This is a genomic window from Streptomyces griseorubiginosus, from assembly GCF_017614965.1.
Lineage (GTDB): Bacteria > Actinomycetota > Actinomycetes > Streptomycetales > Streptomycetaceae > Streptomyces > Streptomyces griseorubiginosus_B.
Genome location: NZ_WVUG01000174.1, coordinates 1 through 18,469 on the forward strand (window position 1 = coordinate 1; position 18,469 = coordinate 18,469).

Here is an 18,469-nt window from a genome sequence, read left to right on the forward strand (position 1 = left end):
CGGCGGAGCCGGGAGGCGAGGGAGTGGATGGCCGTTCCTTGGCTGCACTGAGGTGGGGGTGTTTCGGCCACAGTTTAGCCGGGGGCGGGAGCGGGGCGGCGGAGCGTCGCAGGTCATGCCAGTGGTCCAGGCCAATATTGGTGGGCGCGCCGCGGGCCGAAGTGCTGGCCGCGGACCTCCTCGGCGGCCATAGTTGGCCCACGGCGGCGCCACAAGCCCGCGCCGCACGCGCGCAACGGACCCGTCCCGACTCGGACACCTGGGGGTCGTCCCACCCATGAGCAGAGCCGAACAGCCGTCCCGCAGAACCCTCCTGGCCGCCACGGTCGCCGCCGCGGTGGTGGGCCCCTCGCTCTCCGTCGGCGTGGCCCATGCCGACCCGGCCCGCCCCGTCGACTACCACGCCTGGACCTCGTACCCCGACTGGCGCACCGGTGCCGCCCTGGGCACCCGCGCCGTCGCCGGCACCCGCCCGGGAGTCGTGATCGCCGACCCGGCCGGCACCACCGAGTACACGGACCCGCACACCGGTACGACGGCGAGCTGGGAGTACGCGACCTGGACCTCCCCCGACCACACGCTCCGCGTCCCCGCCACCGAGGTGGTCGCCTCCTGGAACGCGCACACCCCGGCGGGCACCTGGCTCCAGGTCGAGCTGCACGGCAGGTACTCCGACGGCACCGAGACGCCCTGGTATGTGATGGGCCGCTGGGCCGCGGGCGACCAGGACATCAAGCGGACCTCGGTGGACGGGCAGACCGACGGCAAGAGCACGATCTGGACCGACACCTTCGCCGTCGACGACGCGACCACCGGCCTGCGCCTGGTCTCCTACCGGCTGCGCCTCACCCTCCACCGCAAGCCCGGCACCGGGCTCACCCCCACCGTCTGGCGGCTCGGCGCGATGGGCTCCGACGTCCCGGACCGCTTCACCGTCCCGGCCTCCACGCCGGGCCTGGCCAGGGAACTGGCCGTCCCGCGCTACTCGCAGGAGATCCACAAGGGCGAGTACCCGGAGTACGACAACGGCGGCGAGGCCTGGTGCAGTCCCACCTCCTCGCAGATGATCATCGAGTACTGGGGCGGCCGGCTCACCCCCGGCCAACTCGCCTGGGTGGACCCGAGCTACGCCGACCCGCAGGTCGACCACGCGGCCCGCTTCACCTACGACTACCAGTACGAGGGCTGCGGCAACTGGCCGTTCAACGCCGCCTACGCGGCCACCTACGAGAACCTGCAGGGTCTGGTCACCCGGCTCGGCTCGCTCACCGACATGGAGACGCTGATCGCGGCCGGCATCCCGGCCATAACGTCCCAGTCCTTCCTCAAGGAGGAGCTCACCGGGGCGGGTTACGGCACTTCGGGCCATCTGATGACCGTCATCGGGTTCACCGCGGACGGCGACGTCATCGCCAACGACCCCGCCTCCCCGAGCGACGAGGCGGTGCGACGGGTGTACCGGCGGCGCGAGTTCGAGAACATCTGGCTGCGCACCAAGCGGTACAACGCCTCCGGCAAGGTCGTCTCCGGCAGCGGCGGTGTCTGCTACCTGTACTTCCCCGCGTGTCCCAGTGCCCGGCAGCGCAAGGCCCTCGCGGCGGTCGGCGTGCGCTGAGCGCTCGGCCCCTCCATGAAGGCCCCGGGTCGACCGGGGCCTTTGTGCTGTGACCAACGTCTCCGCCGCAAAAGCCGCTGCTGGTGGCAAGGTGGACACAACGACGGGGGAGTCCATCGCACAACGACCACAGCGAGACACCATGACAGCACACTCAGTCACCGCCGCCCGCACGCGCACCGGCGGTCCCCGGGACGACGGCCCGAAGATCCTCGAGCATGTCATGGGCTGGACTCTGGTGGTGGTTGTCGCGATGCTCGTCGCCCAGTTCGGTCTGCTCTGACTCGAACTAACGGGCGTTGTTGTTCTGACATACTGCGGATGTCCCGCCCCCCGCCCGAGACCAGGGTCTGAATTGAAGATCAGCGAACAGAGCGATGCCGCCCGTCCACGGGCGCGCGGCACCGAGCGCTCACTGGCGCGCCGCGCCGAACTCATCGCCATCGGGCGGAAGTTGTTCGCCGACACGTCCTACGACGCACTCTCCATGGATGACATCGCCAAGCAGGCGCACGTCGCCAAGGGGCTGATCTACTACTACTTCCAGTCCAAGCGCGGCTACTACCTGGCGATCATCCACGACTCGGTCGCCGACCTGATCAACTTCGCGGGCGGCGAGGTGGACCGGGGGCAGCTGGACCGGGTCCACCGCACCATGGAGGCGTATCTCCGCTGGGCCGAGCACAACCAGGCCGCCTACCGCACGATCGTCAGCGGCGGAGTCGGCTTCGACGCCGAGGTGCAGGCCATCCGGGACGGGGTGCGCGAGGCGATCGTCGCGACCATCGCCGACGGGGCGTACGGCCGTACCGACATCGCGCCGCTGGCCCGGATGGGCCTGTTCGCCTGGGTGTGCAGCGTGGAGGGCGCGACCCTCGACTGGATCGACCGCCCTGCCCTGACCCGGGACCAGATGCGCGAACTGCTGGTCAAGACCCTCGGCGGCTCGATGCGCGCCATCGAGGAACTCGACCCCGCCTACCCGGCCCCGGCCCCGGCCCGCCGGGACGGCTGAGCGAGGTCAGCCGATGGCCTTGATCAGCTCGCCGTTCGAGGTGTCGCCGCTCAGCTCCCAGAAGAAGGTGCCGCCCAGGCCCTGCTGGTTCTTGTAGGTCATCTTCGTCGCGATGGTCGAGGGCGTGTCGTAACTCCACCAGTTGTTGCCGCACTTGGCGTACGCGGTGCCGCCCACGGTCCCGGTCGCCGGGCACTTGGTCTTGAGCACCTTGTAGTCGTCGATGCCCTGCTCGTACGTCCCCGCCGCGGGCCCGGTCGCCGTGCCGCCGGGCGCCGACTGCGTCACGCCGGTCCAGCCGCGGCCGTAGAAGCCGATGCCCAGCAGCAGCTTCGAGGCCGGGATGCCGAGGCCCTTGAGCTTGGCGATCGTCGCCGAGGTGTGGAAGCCGGCCTTCGGGATGCCGGAGTAGGAGTTCAGCGGTGAGTGCGGGGCCGTCGGACCGGTGGCGTCCCAGGCGCCGAAGTAGTCGTACGTCATCGGGTTGTACCAGTTCACGTACTGGGCCGCGCCCGCGTAGTCCGCCGCGTCGATCTTTCCGCCGGCCGTGGCGTCCGCGGTGATCGCGGCGGTGACCAGCGCACCGCTGCCGAACTTCGAACGCAGCGCCGCCATCAGGTTTTTGAAGGCCTCCCGGCCGCTGGTGTCGCAGGTGTTTCCGCAGGCGTTCGGGTACTCCCAGTCGATGTCGATGCCGTCGAACAGGCCCGACCACTTGGAGTTCTTCACCAGGTCGTAGCAGGACTGGGCGAAGGCGGCAGGGTTCCTCGCGGCCTCGCCGAAGCCGCTGGACCAGGTCCAGCCGCCGAAGGACCAGAGGATCTTCAGCCCCGGGTGCTTCTTCTTCAGCTTCAGCAGCTGGTTGAAGTTGCCGCGCAGGGGCTGGTCCCAGGTGTCGGCGACGCCGTCCACCGACTCGGCGGCCGTGTAGGCGCGGTCGGTCGCCGCGTAGGAGTCGCCCATGGCGCACTTGCCGCCGGTGACGTTGCCGAAGGCGTAGTTGATGTGGGTCAGCCTCGCCGCCGATCCGGACGTCTCGACGTTCTTGACGTAGTACTTGCGGTCGTAGGTGCCCCATTCGGTGAAATAGCCGACGACCTTGGAGCCGGCCGCTTCCTGGGCCGACGGCTTCGCGGAGGCCGTGCCCGCGCCGGCCAGCAGACCGGCGCCGAGGACGGCGCAACACGCGGCGGAGAGCAGCGCCCGGAAGGGGGCGCGGGGACGGTGCGGAACGTGCATCGGGTGTCTCCTCGTGGGGGAGAGGGAACGCGCGCCGATTGGCATGAACGCGGTAAAGCGTTGGTCATGAACCATAGGAGGACTAGACCAGTCGGGTCAATGGTGCGGACCAATGCGAGGCGGGCTCTCCGGCACCGGACGGCGCTGCGGGGTGGCGCGGGATATTCTGGAAGTAAGCGGTCGTTAACTGGTGACGGGATGTCTCCGATCGGGCATACTCACAGCGCACAGCCGCTGGTCAGCAGCTTCCGAGACCCGGAGGCGCGAGCACCGGCAGGCCGCGAGCAGGACCCGGCGGAGCCGCCCCCACCCAGGGCGCACGCCGCCGATGTGCCCGAAACAGGGAGGAGAGCGTCGCCATGCCCGACCGCGCCCCGCAGCCGGTGGACCGTCAACTGCCCACGGACGAGGCCCGGGATCTGATCTCGCTCGTCCGGGACATCGCCCAGCGCGAGATCGCGCCGAAGGCGGCCGACGAGGAGGACGCCGGACGCTTCCCCCGCGAGGTCTTCACCCTGCTGTCGAAGTCGGGACTGCTCGGACTGCCGTACGACTCCGAGCACGGCGGCGGCGACCAGCCGTACGAGGTCTACCTCCAGGTCCTGGAAGAGCTGGCCGCGGCCCGTCTCACCGTCGGCCTCGGCGTCAGCGTGCACACGCTCGCCTCCTACGCCCTCGCGGCCTACGGCACCAAGCAGCAGCAGGTCGAGCACCTGCCCGCGATGCTGGGCGGCGGCCTGCTGGGCGCCTACTGCCTGTCCGAGCCGTCGTCCGGCTCCGACGCCGCCTCCCTGCGCACGAGGGCGGTGCGCGACGGCGACCACTGGGTGATCGACGGGACAAAGGCCTGGATCACCCACGGCGGCATCGCCGACTTCTACACCGTCATGGCCCGCACCGGCGAGGACGGCCCGCGCGGGATCACCGCCTTCCTGGTGCCCGGCGACGCCGAGGGGCTCAGCGGCGCGGTGCCCGAGAAGAAGATGGGCCTCAAGGGCTCGCCCACCGCCCAGGTCCACTTCGACGGGGTGCGGGTCTGCGACGAGCGGCGCATCGGCGAGGAGGGGCAGGGCTTCGCGATCGCCCTGGCCTCCCTCGACTCCGGCCGGCTCGGCATCGCGGCCTGCGCCATCGGACTCGCCCAGGCGGCGCTCGACGAGGCGGTCGCCTACGCCACCGGACGACAGCAGTTCGGGCGGCCCATCGCCGACTTCCAGGGGCTGCGGTTCATGCTCGCCGACATGGCCACCCAGATCGAGGCGGGCCGCGCCCTGTACCTGTCGGCGGCGCGGCTGCGCGACGCGGGCCGGCCGTTCGCCAAGCAGGCGGCCATGGCCAAGCTGCACTGCACCGACACCGCGATGAGGGTCACCACCGACGCCGTCCAGGTCCTCGGCGGATACGGCTACACCGCGGACTTCCCCGTCGAGCGCTATATGCGCGAGGCGAAGGTGCTGCAGATCGTCGAGGGCACCAACCAGATCCAGCGCATGGTCATCGCCCGTCACCTTGCGGGCCCGGAAACCCGCTGAACTGCCCCGGCTGCACCTGCGGGGCCGCCAGCCTGACCCACTCCGGGTCATGGCGGCCCGGCAGGGTGCGGCCCCGGTCGGCCCAGGTGCGCATCAGATCGCGGTAGATCGGCGGGTCCGGGACGGGCGGCGCCGGGGGAACCGTTCCTGCCGGCGGCGGGACGAAGATACGGCGCTGACGCCCGGTCGCTGTATAGGTGGGGGTCATACCAGGGCAACGCGGCAACGGACGGACAGGTCACCGATCCGTCGAATCGAGCGTGAGTTCGTGACCCGTCTCTGGTCACCGGCCGCTGTCTGACGTACCGTCAGCCACGCCGTCTCCAGGGAGGTTTGGCATGGCCGACGACCGTCCCGTGCCGCTCGACGAGTACCCCGTGCACCAGGTCCCCCTGTCCATGCGGCACGTGGCCACCGGGGACCGCAACGCCTACGACCGCTGCATCTTCCACGTCCTGGACCACGAGGGCCGCGCCCTGCTGATCGCCGGCCTCGGCGTGTACCCGAACGTCGGCGTGATCGACGCCTACGCGACCCTGCGGGTGGGGGACACGGTCCACGCGGTACGGGCGTCCGACGCGCTCGGCGAGGACCGGATGCGGCTCACCGTCGGACCGCTGCGCATCGAGGTCGAGCAACCGCTGCGCAGGCTCCGGCTGTTCAGCGACGACGAGGCGTTGTCGTACGACATCACCTGGACCGCCGACTTCCCGGCCCTGTGGGAGCCCCACCACCTCCAGCGCCGCGGCGACCGGCTCACCCTCGAAGGGCGCCGGTTCGTACAGGCGGGGAGCGTGGAGGGGGTGATCCGGGCGGCCGGCGAGGAGTTCCGGGTCAGCGCCGCGCGCTGGACCGGCACCCGGGACCGCAGTTGGGGAGTGCGGCCCATACCGGGGGAGGAGGGCGGCCGGTTCGCCGAGGAGCGGCCGACCGAGGGGTTCCACTGGCTGTGGTGTCCGGTCCGCTTCGAGGACCGGTTCCTGATGGTGATCGTCCAGGAGGACGCCGACGGCTACCGCTCCCTCAACGACGCCACCCTCGTCCGCCCCGGCCACCGGGACCGTCAACTCGGCTGGCCCCATCCCGAGATCACCTACCGCTCCGGCACCCGCCACCCGGTGCGTGCCGTCGTCCACCTCGGCGACCTCCGCAAGCCGCAGGAACTGCAGGCCGAGATCCTCACCTCGTCCCCGCTCGCGATCGGCGCCGGCTATCCGCCCGCCGACGACTGGCAGCACGGCACCTGGCAGGGCCGGGGCTGGACCGACCGGCGCACGTACGACCTGACACAGCCCCACCCTCTCGCCGCGTACGGCGTCACCGACCACGCGGCGCGCTTCCGGCTCGACGGGCAGGTCGGCCACGGCATCTTCGAGCACGGTTCGTTCGGGCGGCACGACCCGAGCGGCTTCACGGACTTCACCTCGGTCGCACCGTAAGGGGGTTCACGACATGGCCACGGCACCCCGCCCCCGCACCACCACCCGGGACCCGGAGGAACTCGCCCGTCGCCTCACCGCCTGGCTGGGCACCCGGCTGCCCGGCGCCAAGGCGGTCGGCGTCAGCGTCCCCGAGTCCAACGGGCTGTCCAGCGAGACGCTCCTCTTCGACATCGAGCACCCCCAACCCCCGGTGGCCTCCTGCGCGTTGAGGCTGGCGGCGGACCCGGCGGCGTACACCGTCTTCCCGGTGTACGACATGCCGCGCCAGTACCGCACGATGCGTGTGGTGGCCGAGCACACCGACCTGCCCGTGCCGAAGGTGCTGTGGCTGGAGGAGGACCCAGGGCCGCTCGGGGCGCCGTTCTTCGTGATGGAGCGGGTCGCGGGGCGCGTGCCGCCGGACGTGATGCCGTACACCTACCAGGGCAACTGGCTGCACGCGGCGAGCGACGCCGAGCGCGAGCGGCTGGAGGCGGCCTCGATCGGACTCCTGGCCCGGCTGCACGACCAAGTGCCGCTGGAGGCAGCCGAGTTCCTCAGCCTGCCCGGCGACGGCGACGCGCTGCGCCGCCATGTCACCGCACAACGCGCCTACTACGACTGGGTGGTGGACGGACGCGCCCGCTCACCGCTCATCGAGGCCGCGTTCGACCGCCTCGAGGACCTCTGGCCCGACGATCCGGGCACGCCGGTCCTCAATTGGGGCGACGCACGCATCGGCAACGTCGTCTACGACGGCTTCGAGCCCGTCGCCGTCCTCGACTGGGAGATGGCGTCCCTGGCCCCGCGCGAGGTCGATCTGGGCTGGACCGTCTACCTGCACCGCTTCTTCCAGGACCTGACGGTCGCCTTCGGCCAGCGCGGCCTGCCGGACTTCCTGCGCCGCGACCGCGTCGAGGCCCGCTACGCCGAACTCACCGGTCACACACCGCGCGACATGGACTTCCACACCCTGTACGCGGCGCTGCGGCACGCCATCGTGATGCTGCGCATCGCCTACCGGCAGGCGCACTTCGGCGAGGTGGCCGTCCCGGCGGACCCGGACACACTGATCCTGCACCACGGCAGCCTGCGAGCCATGGTGCAGGGCAGCTACTGGGATTGAGCGAGGCGGGTCAGGCGGCCTGACGGCGCATCACCGGCACGCGCATCGGGCGCGAGCCCGGACCGCCGACGTGCGAGAACGGCTGCGTCCGCCAGTCGAGCCCCTGAGGGAGCGTCAACAGAAGGGCGGTGTCCTGCTCCTGGACCTCGGCGGAGTCGTCCGCGGAACGGGCCTCTGCGGCCCTGCGGCCCGTACCGGCACAGACCGTCAGGCCGAACGGGTTCCACGGCGAGGCGCACAGCGCGTGCTCCGGCAGGACCTCCTCGTCGGCCAGCAGGGCGATGGGCTGCGCGCAGTCCGGGCAGACCACCCGGTACATCTCGAAGGTGTCGTACGCGTCGAGTTCCTCGTCGTCGTAGGCGTCGGGTTCGACGCCCTCCGGCTCGGGCTCGACCACCGGATGGAGCCGCTTGGACGCGGTGCGACCAGGGCGCTTGAGACTCTGCATGGATTACTCCCCCTTGGGCTGGGGCCGTGAAGGCGCTGCGGCCTCGACCACAGCAAGCACTTCCCGTCCGCTCTTGGAGGTAATCACGAGAACATCACGGAGATGTCCCGGCGTATGTGGCGTTCGTCACATGCCGCTCGCAGGTGCCTCCGGCGGACCGTCCGTCGCCCGAACGGCTCACGGACCGCTCTCGCCCACATCACAAACCGGGTATGACCTGGGCTGCTCAGGTATCCGAGGAGATCACCCGCACTGTAGGTTCTGCCGCATGGAGGAGCTGGACCGTCAGATCGTGCAGCTGCTCGTCAAGGACGGGCGGATGAGCTACACAGACCTGGGCAAGGCCACGGGCCTGTCCACGTCGGCCGTGCACCAGCGGGTGCGGCGGCTGGAACAGCGTGGCGTCATCCGCGGCTATGCCGCGGTGGTCGACCCCGAGGCCGTCGGGCTGCCCATGACCGCGTTCATCTCGGTGAAACCCTTCGATCCGAGCGCGCCGGACGACATCGCGGAACGCCTCGCCGGCGTGCCCGAGATCGAGGCCTGCCACAGCGTCGCGGGCGACGAGAACTACATCCTCAAGGTCCGGGTGGCCACTCCCCACGAGCTGGAGGAGCTCCTGGGCCGGCTGCGCACGCTGGCGGGGGTCTCCACGCGGACGACGGTGGTTCTCTCCACGCCCTACGAGGCCCGTCCGCCGAGGATCTGACCGCACGGGCGCCGCCCCCCTGTGCAGGGGGCGCGCGGGGGCACGGGAGACTGTCCCCATGAGTGAGCGCAGCCCCGAGCCCAGCACCGTCCTCCTCCGCCGCGGCGAGGTCCACAGCCCCGCCGACCCCTTCGCGACCGCGATGGTCGTGCAGGCCGGACAGGTCGCCTGGGTCGGGTCCGAAGGGGCCGCCGACGCGTTCGCGGACGGGGTCGACGAAGTCGTCGATCTCGACGGTGCCCTCGTCACCCCCGCCTTCACCGACGCCCATGTGCACACCACCTCCACCGGGCTCGCGCTCACCGGCCTCGATCTGTCCGGCGCGCCCACCCTGGAGGCGGCCCTCGCTCTCGTACGGGAGTTCGCCGCAGGTCGGCCCGAGGACCGTGTCCTGCTCGGGCACGGCTGGGACGCCTCCCGGTGGCCCGGTGGACGGCCGCCGACGCGTACGGAGCTGGACGAGGCCACCGGCGGACGTCCCCTGTATCTGAGCCGGATCGACGTCCACTCGGCGGTGGTGACCACGGCCCTGCTGGACACGGTCCCCGGGCTCGGGCCCCTCGACGGACCCCTCACCGCCGACGCCCACCACGCCGTCCGCGCGGCCGCGTTCGCAGCCGTGACGCCGCAGCAGCGCACCGGGGCGCAGCGCGCGGCCCTCGCCCACGCTGCATCCCTCGGTATCGGTTCGGTCCACGAGTGCGGTGGGCCCGAGATCTCCTCCGAGGACGACTTCACCGGTCTGCTGCGGCTCGCCGCCGAGGAGCCGACACCCCGGGTGGTCGGCTACTGGGCCGAACAGGACGTGGAAAAGGCCCGCGGGCTGGGGGCGGTCGGCGCGGCCGGAGACCTCTTCGTCGACGGCGCCCTCGGCTCCCACACCGCCTGTCTGCACCTGCCGTACACCGACGCCGACCACACGGGCGCCGCCTACCTCGACGCGGCCGCCGTCGCCGCCCATGTCGTCGCCTGCACCGAGGCCGGCCTCCAGGGGGGCTTCCACGCGATCGGCGACGCGGCCGTGACCGCCGTGGTCGACGGGGTACGGGCCGCCGCCGAGAAGCTGGGCCTCGCCCGGATCCGCGCCGCCCGGCACCGCGTCGAGCACGCCGAGATGCTGACGCCGGAGACCATCGCCGCCTTCGCCGAACTCGGCCTGACCGCCTCGGTGCAGCCCGCCTTCGACGCTCTGTGGGGCGGCGAGGACGGCCTCTACGCCCAGCGGCTGGGCGCGGAGCGGGCCCGCACGCTCAATCCCTTCGCCGCCCTGCTGCGGGCCGGGGTGCCCCTCGCCTTCGGGTCCGACAGCCCGGTCACCCCGCTCGATCCGTGGGGCACGGTCCGTGCGGCCGCCTTCCACCGCACTCCGGAGCACCGCGTCTCCGTCCGCGCCGCCTTCACCGCCCACACGCGCGGCGGCTGGCGTGCGATCGGCCGTGACGACGCGGGCGTGCTCGTCCCGGGCGCGCCGGCCGACTACGCCGTATGGCGTACCGAGGAACTGGTCGTGCAGGCCCCCGACGACCGGGTCGCGCGCTGGTCCACCGATCCCCGCTCCGGCACCCCGGGCCTGCCCGATCTCACCCCGGGCCGTGACCTGCCCGTCTGTCTGCGCACGGTGGTCGGCGGGCGGACGGTCTTCGTACGGCCGGGCGAGTGATCTCCCGGGGTGGCGCAGGTCCGAACGGGGTCCCGGGCCTCGTCGCGCGACCTGCGCCTCCGCCCCGCTGACCAGGTCGTTGATCGAATAGCCGCAGGTCAAACGACTGTTGACAGGCGGCCGCACGGGGCCGATAGGTTCGGCCGAGTCCACCACCGGACGCCCTACCGGGGAACTTCCGCGCACTCGCCCGCGGCGCCGCTGGGTCAGGGACGGTGTGCCGCACCGGGGCACCGCCACTGGGAGCCAGGCTCAGCGCCCGCGACGCGGCGAGGGAACGTTCCGGCCGGTCGGGGAGGTGTGACCCGGGTGGGGCCCGGTCGTTCAGTAGACAACGGCTTTCGGTCGACCCGCAGCCAGCGGGTCCCAGGTCGGCCCGAAGGGCGCCGGGCCCCCATCCGCAGCATGTCACTGCCAGGCATGCGAGGACGCCACGGGGGCAAAAGGCCTGGAACGGCACTCTTACCCCACTCTTGTGGAACCGACACCACCATACGAACGTCCTGGCACGTCTGCGCAGGCCGCGGCCACTATGGTGGACGTCCTGCGTACGGACATGAAGGGGCAGCAGTGAACGACGGCGACGGAACCCTCGCGGCACAGGCCGGCAAGAGGCAGTTCGGCCCGCTCGGCACGGCCTTGGTGATCATCCCGACCTACAACGAGGCGGAGAACATCAAGAAGATCGTCGGCCGGGTCCGCAAGTCCGTTCCCGAGGCGCACGTCCTCGTGGCCGACGACAACAGCCCTGACGGCACCGGCAAGCTCGCCGACGAGCTGGCCGTCGAGGACGACCACGTCCACGTCATGCACCGCAAGGGCAAGGAGGGCCTGGGCGCCGCCTACCTCGCGGGCTTCCGCTGGGCCCTGGACCACGGCTACGGCGTGGTCGTCGAGATGGACGCCGACGGCTCCCACCAGCCCGAGGAACTGCCCCGTCTGCTCACCGCCCTCAAGAGCGCCGACCTGGTCCTCGGCTCCCGCTGGGTGCCCGGGGGCCGCGTGGTGAACTGGCCCAAGTCCCGCGAGTTCATCTCCCGCGGCGGCAGCCTGTACTCCCGTCTGGCTCTGGATCTGCCGCTGCGCGACATCACCGGCGGCTACCGCGCCTTCCGCAGCGAGACCCTCGAGGGCCTCGGCCTCGACCACGTCGCCTCTCAGGGCTACTGCTTCCAGGTGGACCTCGCCCGACGCGCGGTCAAGGCCGGCTACCACGTCGTCGAGGTCCCCATCACCTTCGTCGAGCGCGAACTCGGCGACTCCAAAATGAGCCGCGACATCCTCGTCGAGGCGCTGTGGCGGGTCACCGCGTGGGGCGCCTCGGAGCGGGTCGCCAGGGTCCGGGGGCGCGGGAAGAAGGCCTGACCGCCGCAGGCATACGGCTCACGGGCCCGGCTGATCGTCCGTGCAGGCGTACGGCTCACAGCCGCGGCTGATCGTCCGTGCAGGCGTCCGGCTCACAGCCCCGGCTGATCGTCCGTTTATCCCGCTCTGAGCCGGGGCCAGGCACACTGGAGGCATGACGACTGGTGCTCCGACCCCCACGTATCCCGCCCGGCCCCGGCGCTCCCGGCTGCGTACCTTCCTGCCGCTCGGCGTCGCGGCCTGGCTGGTGCTGGAGATCTGGCTGCTGACCGTGGTCGCCGGGGCGTCGAGCGGGTTCGTGGTGTTCCTGCTGCTGCTCGCCGGATTCGTGCTCGGCGGCGCGGTGATCAAGAAGGCGGGCCGGCGTGCCTTCCAGAACCTCAACGAGGCGCTGCAGCGCGGCGGAACCCCGCAGCGCGGCGGTGGCAACGGTCTGCTGATGCTGGGCGGTCTGCTGCTCATGATCCCGGGCCTGATCTCGGACGCGGTCGGTCTGCTCCTGCTCGTTCCGCCGGTCCAGAAGGCCCTCAGCCGCAGCGCGGAGCGCACCTTCGACCGCAAGCTGCGCGAGGCCGCCCCGGGCAGCTTCGGGGACGCCTTCCAGCAGGCCCGCATCCACCGCCCCGACGGCAAGGTCGTGCAGGGCGAGGTCGTGCGGGACGACGAGCCGCGCGGCGACGCCCCGCAGGGACCGCGCCCGCCGCTGACGCGCTGAGCGCGCCGTACGCACACGACTGCGGGCGCCCTACGTGATGTCACGTAGGGCGCCCGCAGTCGTGTGTTTCGTTGTCGTGCGCCCGGCCCTGGGAGGGACTAGGCCGACTTGCGGCTGTCCCGCGGATGGACGGCGATGTTCATCGCCCCCGAACGCAGAACCGCCAGGCGCTCCTCGAGGACCTCTTCGAGTTCCTCGCGGGTGCGCCGCTCCATCAGCATGTCCCAGTGCGTACGCGCGGGCTTGGCCTTCTTCTCTTCCGGGCCGTCGCCATCGACGAGGAGTGCCTGGGCCCCGCAGACCTTGCACTCCCACTCCGGCGGGATCTCCGCCTCGACCGAGAAGGGCATCTCGAAGCGGTGCCCCTTCTCGCATGCGTACTCCACGGCCTGGCGCGGGGCCAGGTCGATGCCGCGGTCCGTCTCGTAGCTGGTCACCACGAGGCGCGTGCCGCGAAGAGCTCGCTCACTCATGAATCGTGCCTCCCGGGCTTGTCGCCCACAGGACAGGTGTCGCTGTCGTCGTCATCCGGTCAACGTCCGGTCGGCGGTAAAGATTCCCGTTCCGAGTCCCGTTCCGGGTCATGCGTCGCCGTCGTAGCCGCCCCTTGTTGTACCCACCGTCGCCCGGTTTGTCACATCTGCTAGCAGATGTCACCCAGCGTTTCGTCATCTTTGACGCGCAGTAACGGTACGCCTGGCAGGCCAAACGCGTACACTACAGCCCTTTCGCCTCCGGCGCTAAATCCTCTCGGGAACGGGATTGCCCGCGTCGTTGATCGCCTGCCGCACCGGCACCCGTGCGAGCAGGGCGAATCCGATGACGAAGAAGGCCACCAGCGAGATGATCGCGTCCCGATAACTTCCGGTCAGCTGGTAGGTGATCCCGAACAGAAGCGGACCGAGCCAGCTCATACCCCGATCGCTCATCTCGTACGCCGAGAAGTACTCGGCCTCCTTGCCCGGCGGGACCAGATGGGAGAACAGGGAGCGGGACAGGGCCTGGCTGCCGCCGAGCACCAGGCCGATGCCGGCCGCCAGGACGAAGAACCACACCGGCGCACCGGTCGGCAGGAAGTACCCGGCCGCCAGCGTCACCGTCCACGCCACCAGCGAGCCGAGGATCGTGCGCCTGGCCCCGTAGGTCCGCGCCAGCCGCCCCATCCCGAGCGCCCCCGCGACCGCCAGCACCTGGACCATCAGCACCGCCGTGATCAGCGTGGACTGACTCAGGCCGAGTTCCTCGGAGCCGTACACCGACGCCTGCGAGATCACGGTCTGGATGCCGTCGTTGTAGACGAGGTAGGCGAGCAGGAAGGAGAGCGTGAGGGGCTTGGTGCGCATGTCCCGGACGGTGGACGCGAGCTGCCGCCAGCCGTGGACGGCGGGTGCCGAGGGGGTCGTACGCCGGTCGCGAAGCCGCCTGAGCGGTACGAGGGTGAAGGCGCCCCACCACAGGCCCGCGGAGGCCAGGCAGATGCGGACGGCCGTCGACTCGGTCAGGCCGAAGGAGTCGTGTGCCGTGAACAGCGCCAGGTTGACGACCAGCATCGACGAACCGGCCGCGTAGCCGAAGGCCCAGCCGCGCGAGGAGACCCGGTCGCGGTCCTCGGGCGGGGCGATCTGCGGCAGATAGGAGTTGTAGACGACCATCGAGACCGCCACCGACGAGTTGGCGACGATCAGCAGCAGCCCGCCCAGCAGATAGCGGTCCCCGGACAGGAAGAACAGCCCGGTCGTGGCGGCCGCCCCCACGTAGGCGCAGGCGGCCAGCAGCGGCTTCTTGCGTCCCGTGCGGTCGGCGGCGGCGCCCACCAGCGGCATCACCAGGATCGAGACGATCACGGACGCGGACACGCAGTACGCGAAGAACGACCCGGCCCGCACCGGGATCCCGAGCGGACGGACGTATCCGTCGGCGTCGGCCGCCGCCTTGGCCACCGAGCTGAGATAGGGGCCCAGGAACACGGTGAGCACGCTCGTCGAGTACACGGAGCAGGCCCAGTCGTAGAAGTACCAGCCGCGCTGCTCGCGCCGCAGGCCGTTGGCTTCCGCCCGCACGGTGTCGGTGCTCACCCGTGCCCTCGCTTCCCCGCCGAAGTGCCGTGCCAAGGGGGCGGTGGTGCGGGGAGTGTCAGGTGTGGGGCACCCAGACGCCGCGGTCCTCCATGACCTTGCGCAACGTGTCGATGTGATCGGTCATGATGCCATCGACTCCCAGGTCCAGGAGCCGGTGCATCCGATCGGCCTCGTTGATGGTCCACACGTGCACCTGCAGCCCGCGCGCGTGGGCGGCGCGGACGAAGCGGTGGTCGACGACCTGGATGCCGGACTGCGCCTCGGGCACCTGGGCGGCGACCGCGGAGCGGCGCAGCGCGGCCGGCACACCCCAGGAACGCAGCCGCAGATTGAGCACGCCCCGGGTGCCGTACGACGTCGCCAGGCGCGGTCCGGCCAGCCGCTGGGCGCGGATCACCCGGGCCTCGGAGAAGGAGCCGACACAGACGCGGTCCCAGGCGTTCGCGCGCTCGACGAGCTCCAGGAAGGGGTGGAGGGAGGCCTCGGCCTTGAGGTCGACGTTCCAGCGCACCTCGGGGAAGGTCTCCAGCAGCTCCTCGAAGAGCGGCACCGGCTCCTTGCCCGCCACGCGCGCGTGGCTGACTTCCTTCCACGGCAGATCGGCTATGCGCCCGGCACCGTCCGTCACCCGGTCGAGGGTCGCGTCGTGGAAGGCGACCAGCCTGCCGTCCGCCGTGGTGTGCACATCGGTCTCGATGTACCGGTACCCCGTCTGAACCGCCCGCCGGAACTGCAGCACGGTGTTCTCCAGACCGTCCGCGGCCCCGCCGCGGTGGGCGAAGGCGATCGGGCCGGGATGGTCGAGATAGGGGTGGCGTATCCGCGAGGTCACCGTCGCAGTATCGCTCCCTCCGGTTGCCCTTCGGCAACGACCGTGCTGCCGCCGGATGCCGCGGGGACGTCGAACACCCGCAGGAAGAGCTGGGCGAGCGGACCGATGGAGAGCGCGTACAGGACCGTTCCGACGCCGACCGTGCCGCCCAGGGCGAATCCGGTGGCCACGACCGCCACCTCGATCCCCGTCCGCATCAGCCGGATCGACCGCCCGGTACGGCGGTGCAGCCCCGTCATCAGACCGTCCCGCGGGCCCGGCCCGAAGCGGGCGGAGATGTAGAGCCCGGTGGCGACACCGTTGAGCAGGACGGCGGTCACGAGGAGCGGGATCCGCACCAGCAGGGAGCGCACGTCGGGCACGAGGTCGAGGGTGCCGTCCATGGCGAGCCCGACGACGAAGACGTTGGAGACCGTGCCGAGGCCCGGACGCTGACGCAGCGGGATCCACAGGAGCAGCACCGCGGCGCCCACGATGATCGACACGACGCCGATCGTCAGTCCGGTGAGCCGGGCCAGGCCCTGGTGCAGCACGCCCCAGGGCTCCAGTCCCAGGCCCGCCTCGACGAGCAGCGCGGAACTCGCGCCGTACAGGACGAGTCCGGCGTAGAGCTGGATCAGCCGTCGTCCGAGACGGTGGCTGCCGGAACCGGGCTTCGCGGATCTCAAGTCGTACCCCCTGGTGGTCGTGGTGGCCTGGTGCATGTCACCCTGGGGCGTGGGTGGAAGTGTCATCCATGGCCAATTCGAGGAAGGTGGACTGATTCCCATGGCCCATTGGACGTCGGCGATGGGTGCCGCGCAGCTCGCTCGGCTGCTCAACTCCCAGCAGGACCGCCCGGCCGGCCCCGGCACCCGCCGCCCGCCCGCCTACCGGGCGCTGGCCGACGGCATCCGGCTGCTGGTGCTGGAGGGCCGAGTCCCGGTGGCCGCCCGACTGCCCGCGGAGCGCGAACTGGCCCTCGCCCTGTCCGTGAGCCGTACGACGGTCGCCGCGGCCTACGAGGCGCTGCGCACCGAGGGCTTCCTGGAGTCGAGGCGCGGCGCGGGCAGCTGGACGGCCGTGCCGGCGGGAAATCCGCTCCCCGCGCGCGGGCTGGAACCGCTGCCCCCCGAGGCTCTCGGCTCGATGATCGACCTTGGCTGCGCGGCGCTGCCCGCTCCCGAACCCTGGCTGACCCGGGCCGTGCAGGGCGCGCTGGAGGAACTGCCGCCGTACGCCCACACCCACGGCGACTATCCGGCGGGGCTCCCGGCCCTGCGCTCGATGATCGCCGACCGCTACACCGCGCGCGGGATCCCGACGATGCCCGAGCAGATCATGGTCACCACGGGCGCGATGGGCGCCATCGACGCCATCTGCCATCTCTTCGCGGGCCGCGGCGAGCGCATCGCCGTCGAGTCGCCCTCGTACGCCAACATCCTGCAGCTGATGCGGGAGGCGGGGGCTCGGCTGGTGCCGGTCGCGATGGCCGAAGGGCTCGAGGGCTGGGATCTGGACCGCTGGCGTCAGGTGCTGCGCGACGCGGCACCGCGGCTCGCCTACATCGTCGCCGACTTCCACAATCCCACCGGCGCGCTCGCGGGCGAGGACCAGCGGCGGCAGCTCGTGGAGGCGGCCCGGTCGGCGGGAACGGTGCTGATCGCGGACGAGACGATGAGCGAGCTGTGGCTGGACGAGGAGGTCGAGATGCCACGGCCGGTGTGCGCCTTCGACCCGGCCGGGTCCAGCGTCATCACCGTCGGCTCGGCCAGCAAGGCGTTCTGGGCGGGCATGCGCATCGGCTGGGTGCGCGCGGCCCCCGATGTGATCCGCAGCCTGGTCGCCGCACGCGCGTACGCGGATCTGGGCACGCCGGTGCTGGAGCAGCTGGCGGTGAACTGGCTGTTCAACACGGGCGGCTGGGCCGAGGCTGTCGACATCCGCCGGGGGCAGGCCCGGGAGAACCGGGACTCCCTGGTCGCGGCGGTACGGCGGGAGCTGCCGGACTGGGAGTTCGAGGTGCCCCGGGGCGGGCTGACGCTCTGGGTCCGCACGGGGGGTCTGTCCGGGTCCCGGTTGGCGGAGGCGGGGGAGCGGGTCGGCGTACGGGTCCCCTCCGGGCCGCGTTTCGGGGTCGACGGTGCCTTCGAGGGGTATGTGCGGCTGCCGTTCACCGTGGGAGGTGCGGTGGCCGACGAGGCGGCGGTGAGGCTGGCCGCCGCGGCGAAGCTGGTGGAGACGGGGGCGTCCGGAGGCGGGGAGACGCCGAGGACGTTCGTCGCGTAGGGCGGTGACGGGTGCTCGCCGCCGGCCGGCGCGGGACCGGCTCCCGCCCGTGGTGGCGGGCGATGGGGGTCTGCCGCTTCGGTTGGTGCGGGGGAGCGGCAGCCACCTGTGCCGGCACGGCGCCGGAGTGGCGCTCGCCGGCGCCGGCGTGACGGGGGTCTGCCGGTAGTCCGCGCAGGCGAGGGGAGGGCGCCCGTGGTGGCGGGCGACCGGGGTTCGTCGGCGGGCGGCGCGGGGGTGGTGTCCGCGCGCGCCCGCCGCGACGGCTGGTGGCTAGGACGTCTCCGCTGCCACGGCCTTCGCGGTCACCGGTTCCGTCTCGACCACCTCGGCCTCGATCCCGTCGGCCGCCATCCCCTCCGCGTCGGCGGGGGCGGTCCGCGGGGGCAGGAGGGCCAGCACCGCCTGCCGGTCCGCGTCGCTGGTGGCGTCGTCGTAGGGGCTGT

At 71.6% G+C, this 18,469-nt stretch carries 17 protein-coding genes; 11 read left to right on the forward strand and 6 right to left on the reverse strand.

The window, feature by feature from the left end:
• Nucleotides 1-277 precede the first annotated feature (277 nt).
• From GRC12_RS27805 to GRC12_RS27815, 3 genes are all read left to right on the forward strand, one after another.
• Nucleotides 278-1,615, forward strand: a complete 1,338-nt coding sequence (locus GRC12_RS27805; protein ID WP_208782116.1) for a peptidase C39 family protein — start codon at nt 278-280, stop codon at nt 1,613-1,615.
• A 142-nt stretch (nt 1,616-1,757) separates the two neighbouring features.
• Nucleotides 1,758-1,898: an SCO1431 family membrane protein gene (locus tag GRC12_RS27810; protein ID WP_208782117.1), complete on the forward strand. Its 141-nt coding sequence runs from the start codon at nt 1,758-1,760 to the stop codon at nt 1,896-1,898.
• A 72-nt stretch (nt 1,899-1,970) separates the two neighbouring features.
• Nucleotides 1,971-2,630, forward strand: a complete 660-nt coding sequence (locus GRC12_RS27815; RefSeq protein WP_208782118.1) for a TetR/AcrR family transcriptional regulator — start codon at nt 1,971-1,973, stop codon at nt 2,628-2,630.
• A 6-nt stretch (nt 2,631-2,636) separates the two neighbouring features.
• On the opposite strand, the gene GRC12_RS27820 is transcribed toward GRC12_RS27815, so the two are convergent.
• Complete coding sequence (locus GRC12_RS27820; protein WP_208782119.1) at nt 2,637-3,869, reverse strand: glycoside hydrolase family 18 protein; 1,233 nt, start codon at nt 3,867-3,869, stop codon at nt 2,637-2,639.
• 359 nt (nt 3,870-4,228) lie between these two features.
• On the opposite strand from GRC12_RS27820, the gene GRC12_RS27825 reads away from it, so the two are divergent.
• The 3 genes from GRC12_RS27825 (at nt 4,229) to GRC12_RS27835 (ending at nt 7,948) form a co-directional block, all read left to right on the forward strand.
• Nucleotides 4,229-5,401, forward strand: coding sequence for an acyl-CoA dehydrogenase (locus GRC12_RS27825; RefSeq protein WP_208782120.1), 1,173 nt, complete (start codon nt 4,229-4,231; stop codon nt 5,399-5,401).
• Between the two features lie 338 nt (nt 5,402-5,739).
• A complete protein-coding gene (locus GRC12_RS27830; RefSeq protein WP_208782121.1) occupies nt 5,740-6,840 on the forward strand; it encodes a hypothetical protein in 1,101 nt (366 codons plus the stop codon).
• Between the two features lie 13 nt (nt 6,841-6,853).
• Nucleotides 6,854-7,948 (forward strand): phosphotransferase family protein, encoded by a 1,095-nt coding sequence (locus GRC12_RS27835; RefSeq protein ID WP_208782122.1) that lies wholly within the window; start codon nt 6,854-6,856, stop codon nt 7,946-7,948.
• 10 nt (nt 7,949-7,958) lie between these two features.
• Here GRC12_RS27835 and GRC12_RS27840 read toward each other — a convergent pair whose 3' ends face one another.
• The gene (locus GRC12_RS27840; protein WP_133044807.1) at nt 7,959-8,396 is read right to left on the reverse strand and encodes a hypothetical protein; all 438 of its coding nucleotides are present in this window, start codon (nt 8,394-8,396) and stop codon (nt 7,959-7,961) included.
• 268 nt (nt 8,397-8,664) lie between these two features.
• Between GRC12_RS27840 and GRC12_RS27845 the strand changes: the two genes are divergently transcribed.
• The 4 genes from GRC12_RS27845 to fxsA all read left to right on the forward strand — a co-directional run bounded on the left by GRC12_RS27845 (nt 8,665) and on the right by fxsA (nt 12,845).
• Nucleotides 8,665-9,105, forward strand: coding sequence for an Lrp/AsnC family transcriptional regulator (locus GRC12_RS27845; RefSeq protein ID WP_208782123.1), 441 nt, complete (start codon nt 8,665-8,667; stop codon nt 9,103-9,105).
• 58 nt (nt 9,106-9,163) lie between these two features.
• Nucleotides 9,164-10,765 carry an amidohydrolase gene (locus GRC12_RS27850; RefSeq protein ID WP_208782124.1) on the forward strand — a complete coding sequence of 534 codons (1,602 nt, stop codon included), beginning with the start codon at nt 9,164-9,166 and terminating at the stop codon, nt 10,763-10,765.
• A gap of 570 nt (nt 10,766-11,335) precedes the next feature.
• Nucleotides 11,336-12,130: a polyprenol monophosphomannose synthase gene (locus GRC12_RS27855; RefSeq protein ID WP_208782125.1), complete on the forward strand. Its 795-nt coding sequence runs from the start codon at nt 11,336-11,338 to the stop codon at nt 12,128-12,130.
• A 154-nt stretch (nt 12,131-12,284) separates the two neighbouring features.
• Nucleotides 12,285-12,845 carry an FxsA family membrane protein gene (gene fxsA, locus GRC12_RS27860; RefSeq protein ID WP_208782126.1) on the forward strand — a complete coding sequence of 187 codons (561 nt, stop codon included), beginning with the start codon at nt 12,285-12,287 and terminating at the stop codon, nt 12,843-12,845.
• Between the two features lie 98 nt (nt 12,846-12,943).
• On the opposite strand, the gene GRC12_RS27865 is transcribed toward fxsA, so the two are convergent.
• The 4 genes from GRC12_RS27865 to yczE all read right to left on the reverse strand — a co-directional run bounded on the left by GRC12_RS27865 (nt 12,944) and on the right by yczE (nt 16,459).
• Nucleotides 12,944-13,318, reverse strand: coding sequence for an RNA polymerase-binding protein RbpA (locus GRC12_RS27865; RefSeq protein WP_003977404.1), 375 nt, complete (start codon nt 13,316-13,318; stop codon nt 12,944-12,946).
• A gap of 267 nt (nt 13,319-13,585) precedes the next feature.
• Nucleotides 13,586-14,920 carry an MFS transporter gene (locus GRC12_RS27870; RefSeq protein ID WP_208782127.1) on the reverse strand — a complete coding sequence of 445 codons (1,335 nt, stop codon included), beginning with the start codon at nt 14,918-14,920 and terminating at the stop codon, nt 13,586-13,588.
• A 58-nt stretch (nt 14,921-14,978) separates the two neighbouring features.
• Nucleotides 14,979-15,755 carry a glycerophosphodiester phosphodiesterase gene (locus GRC12_RS27875; protein WP_208782128.1) on the reverse strand — a complete coding sequence of 259 codons (777 nt, stop codon included), beginning with the start codon at nt 15,753-15,755 and terminating at the stop codon, nt 14,979-14,981.
• Nucleotides 15,752-16,459 (reverse strand): membrane protein YczE, encoded by a 708-nt coding sequence (gene yczE / locus GRC12_RS27880; RefSeq protein ID WP_244373865.1) that lies wholly within the window; start codon nt 16,457-16,459, stop codon nt 15,752-15,754. Before yczE ends, GRC12_RS27875 begins: the two co-directional genes overlap by 4 nt.
• A 64-nt stretch (nt 16,460-16,523) precedes the next feature.
• Between yczE and GRC12_RS27885 the strand changes: the two genes are divergently transcribed.
• Complete coding sequence (locus GRC12_RS27885; RefSeq protein ID WP_208782130.1) at nt 16,524-18,023, forward strand: SCO1417 family MocR-like transcription factor; 1,500 nt, start codon at nt 16,524-16,526, stop codon at nt 18,021-18,023.
• Nucleotides 18,024-18,469 lie beyond the last annotated feature (446 nt).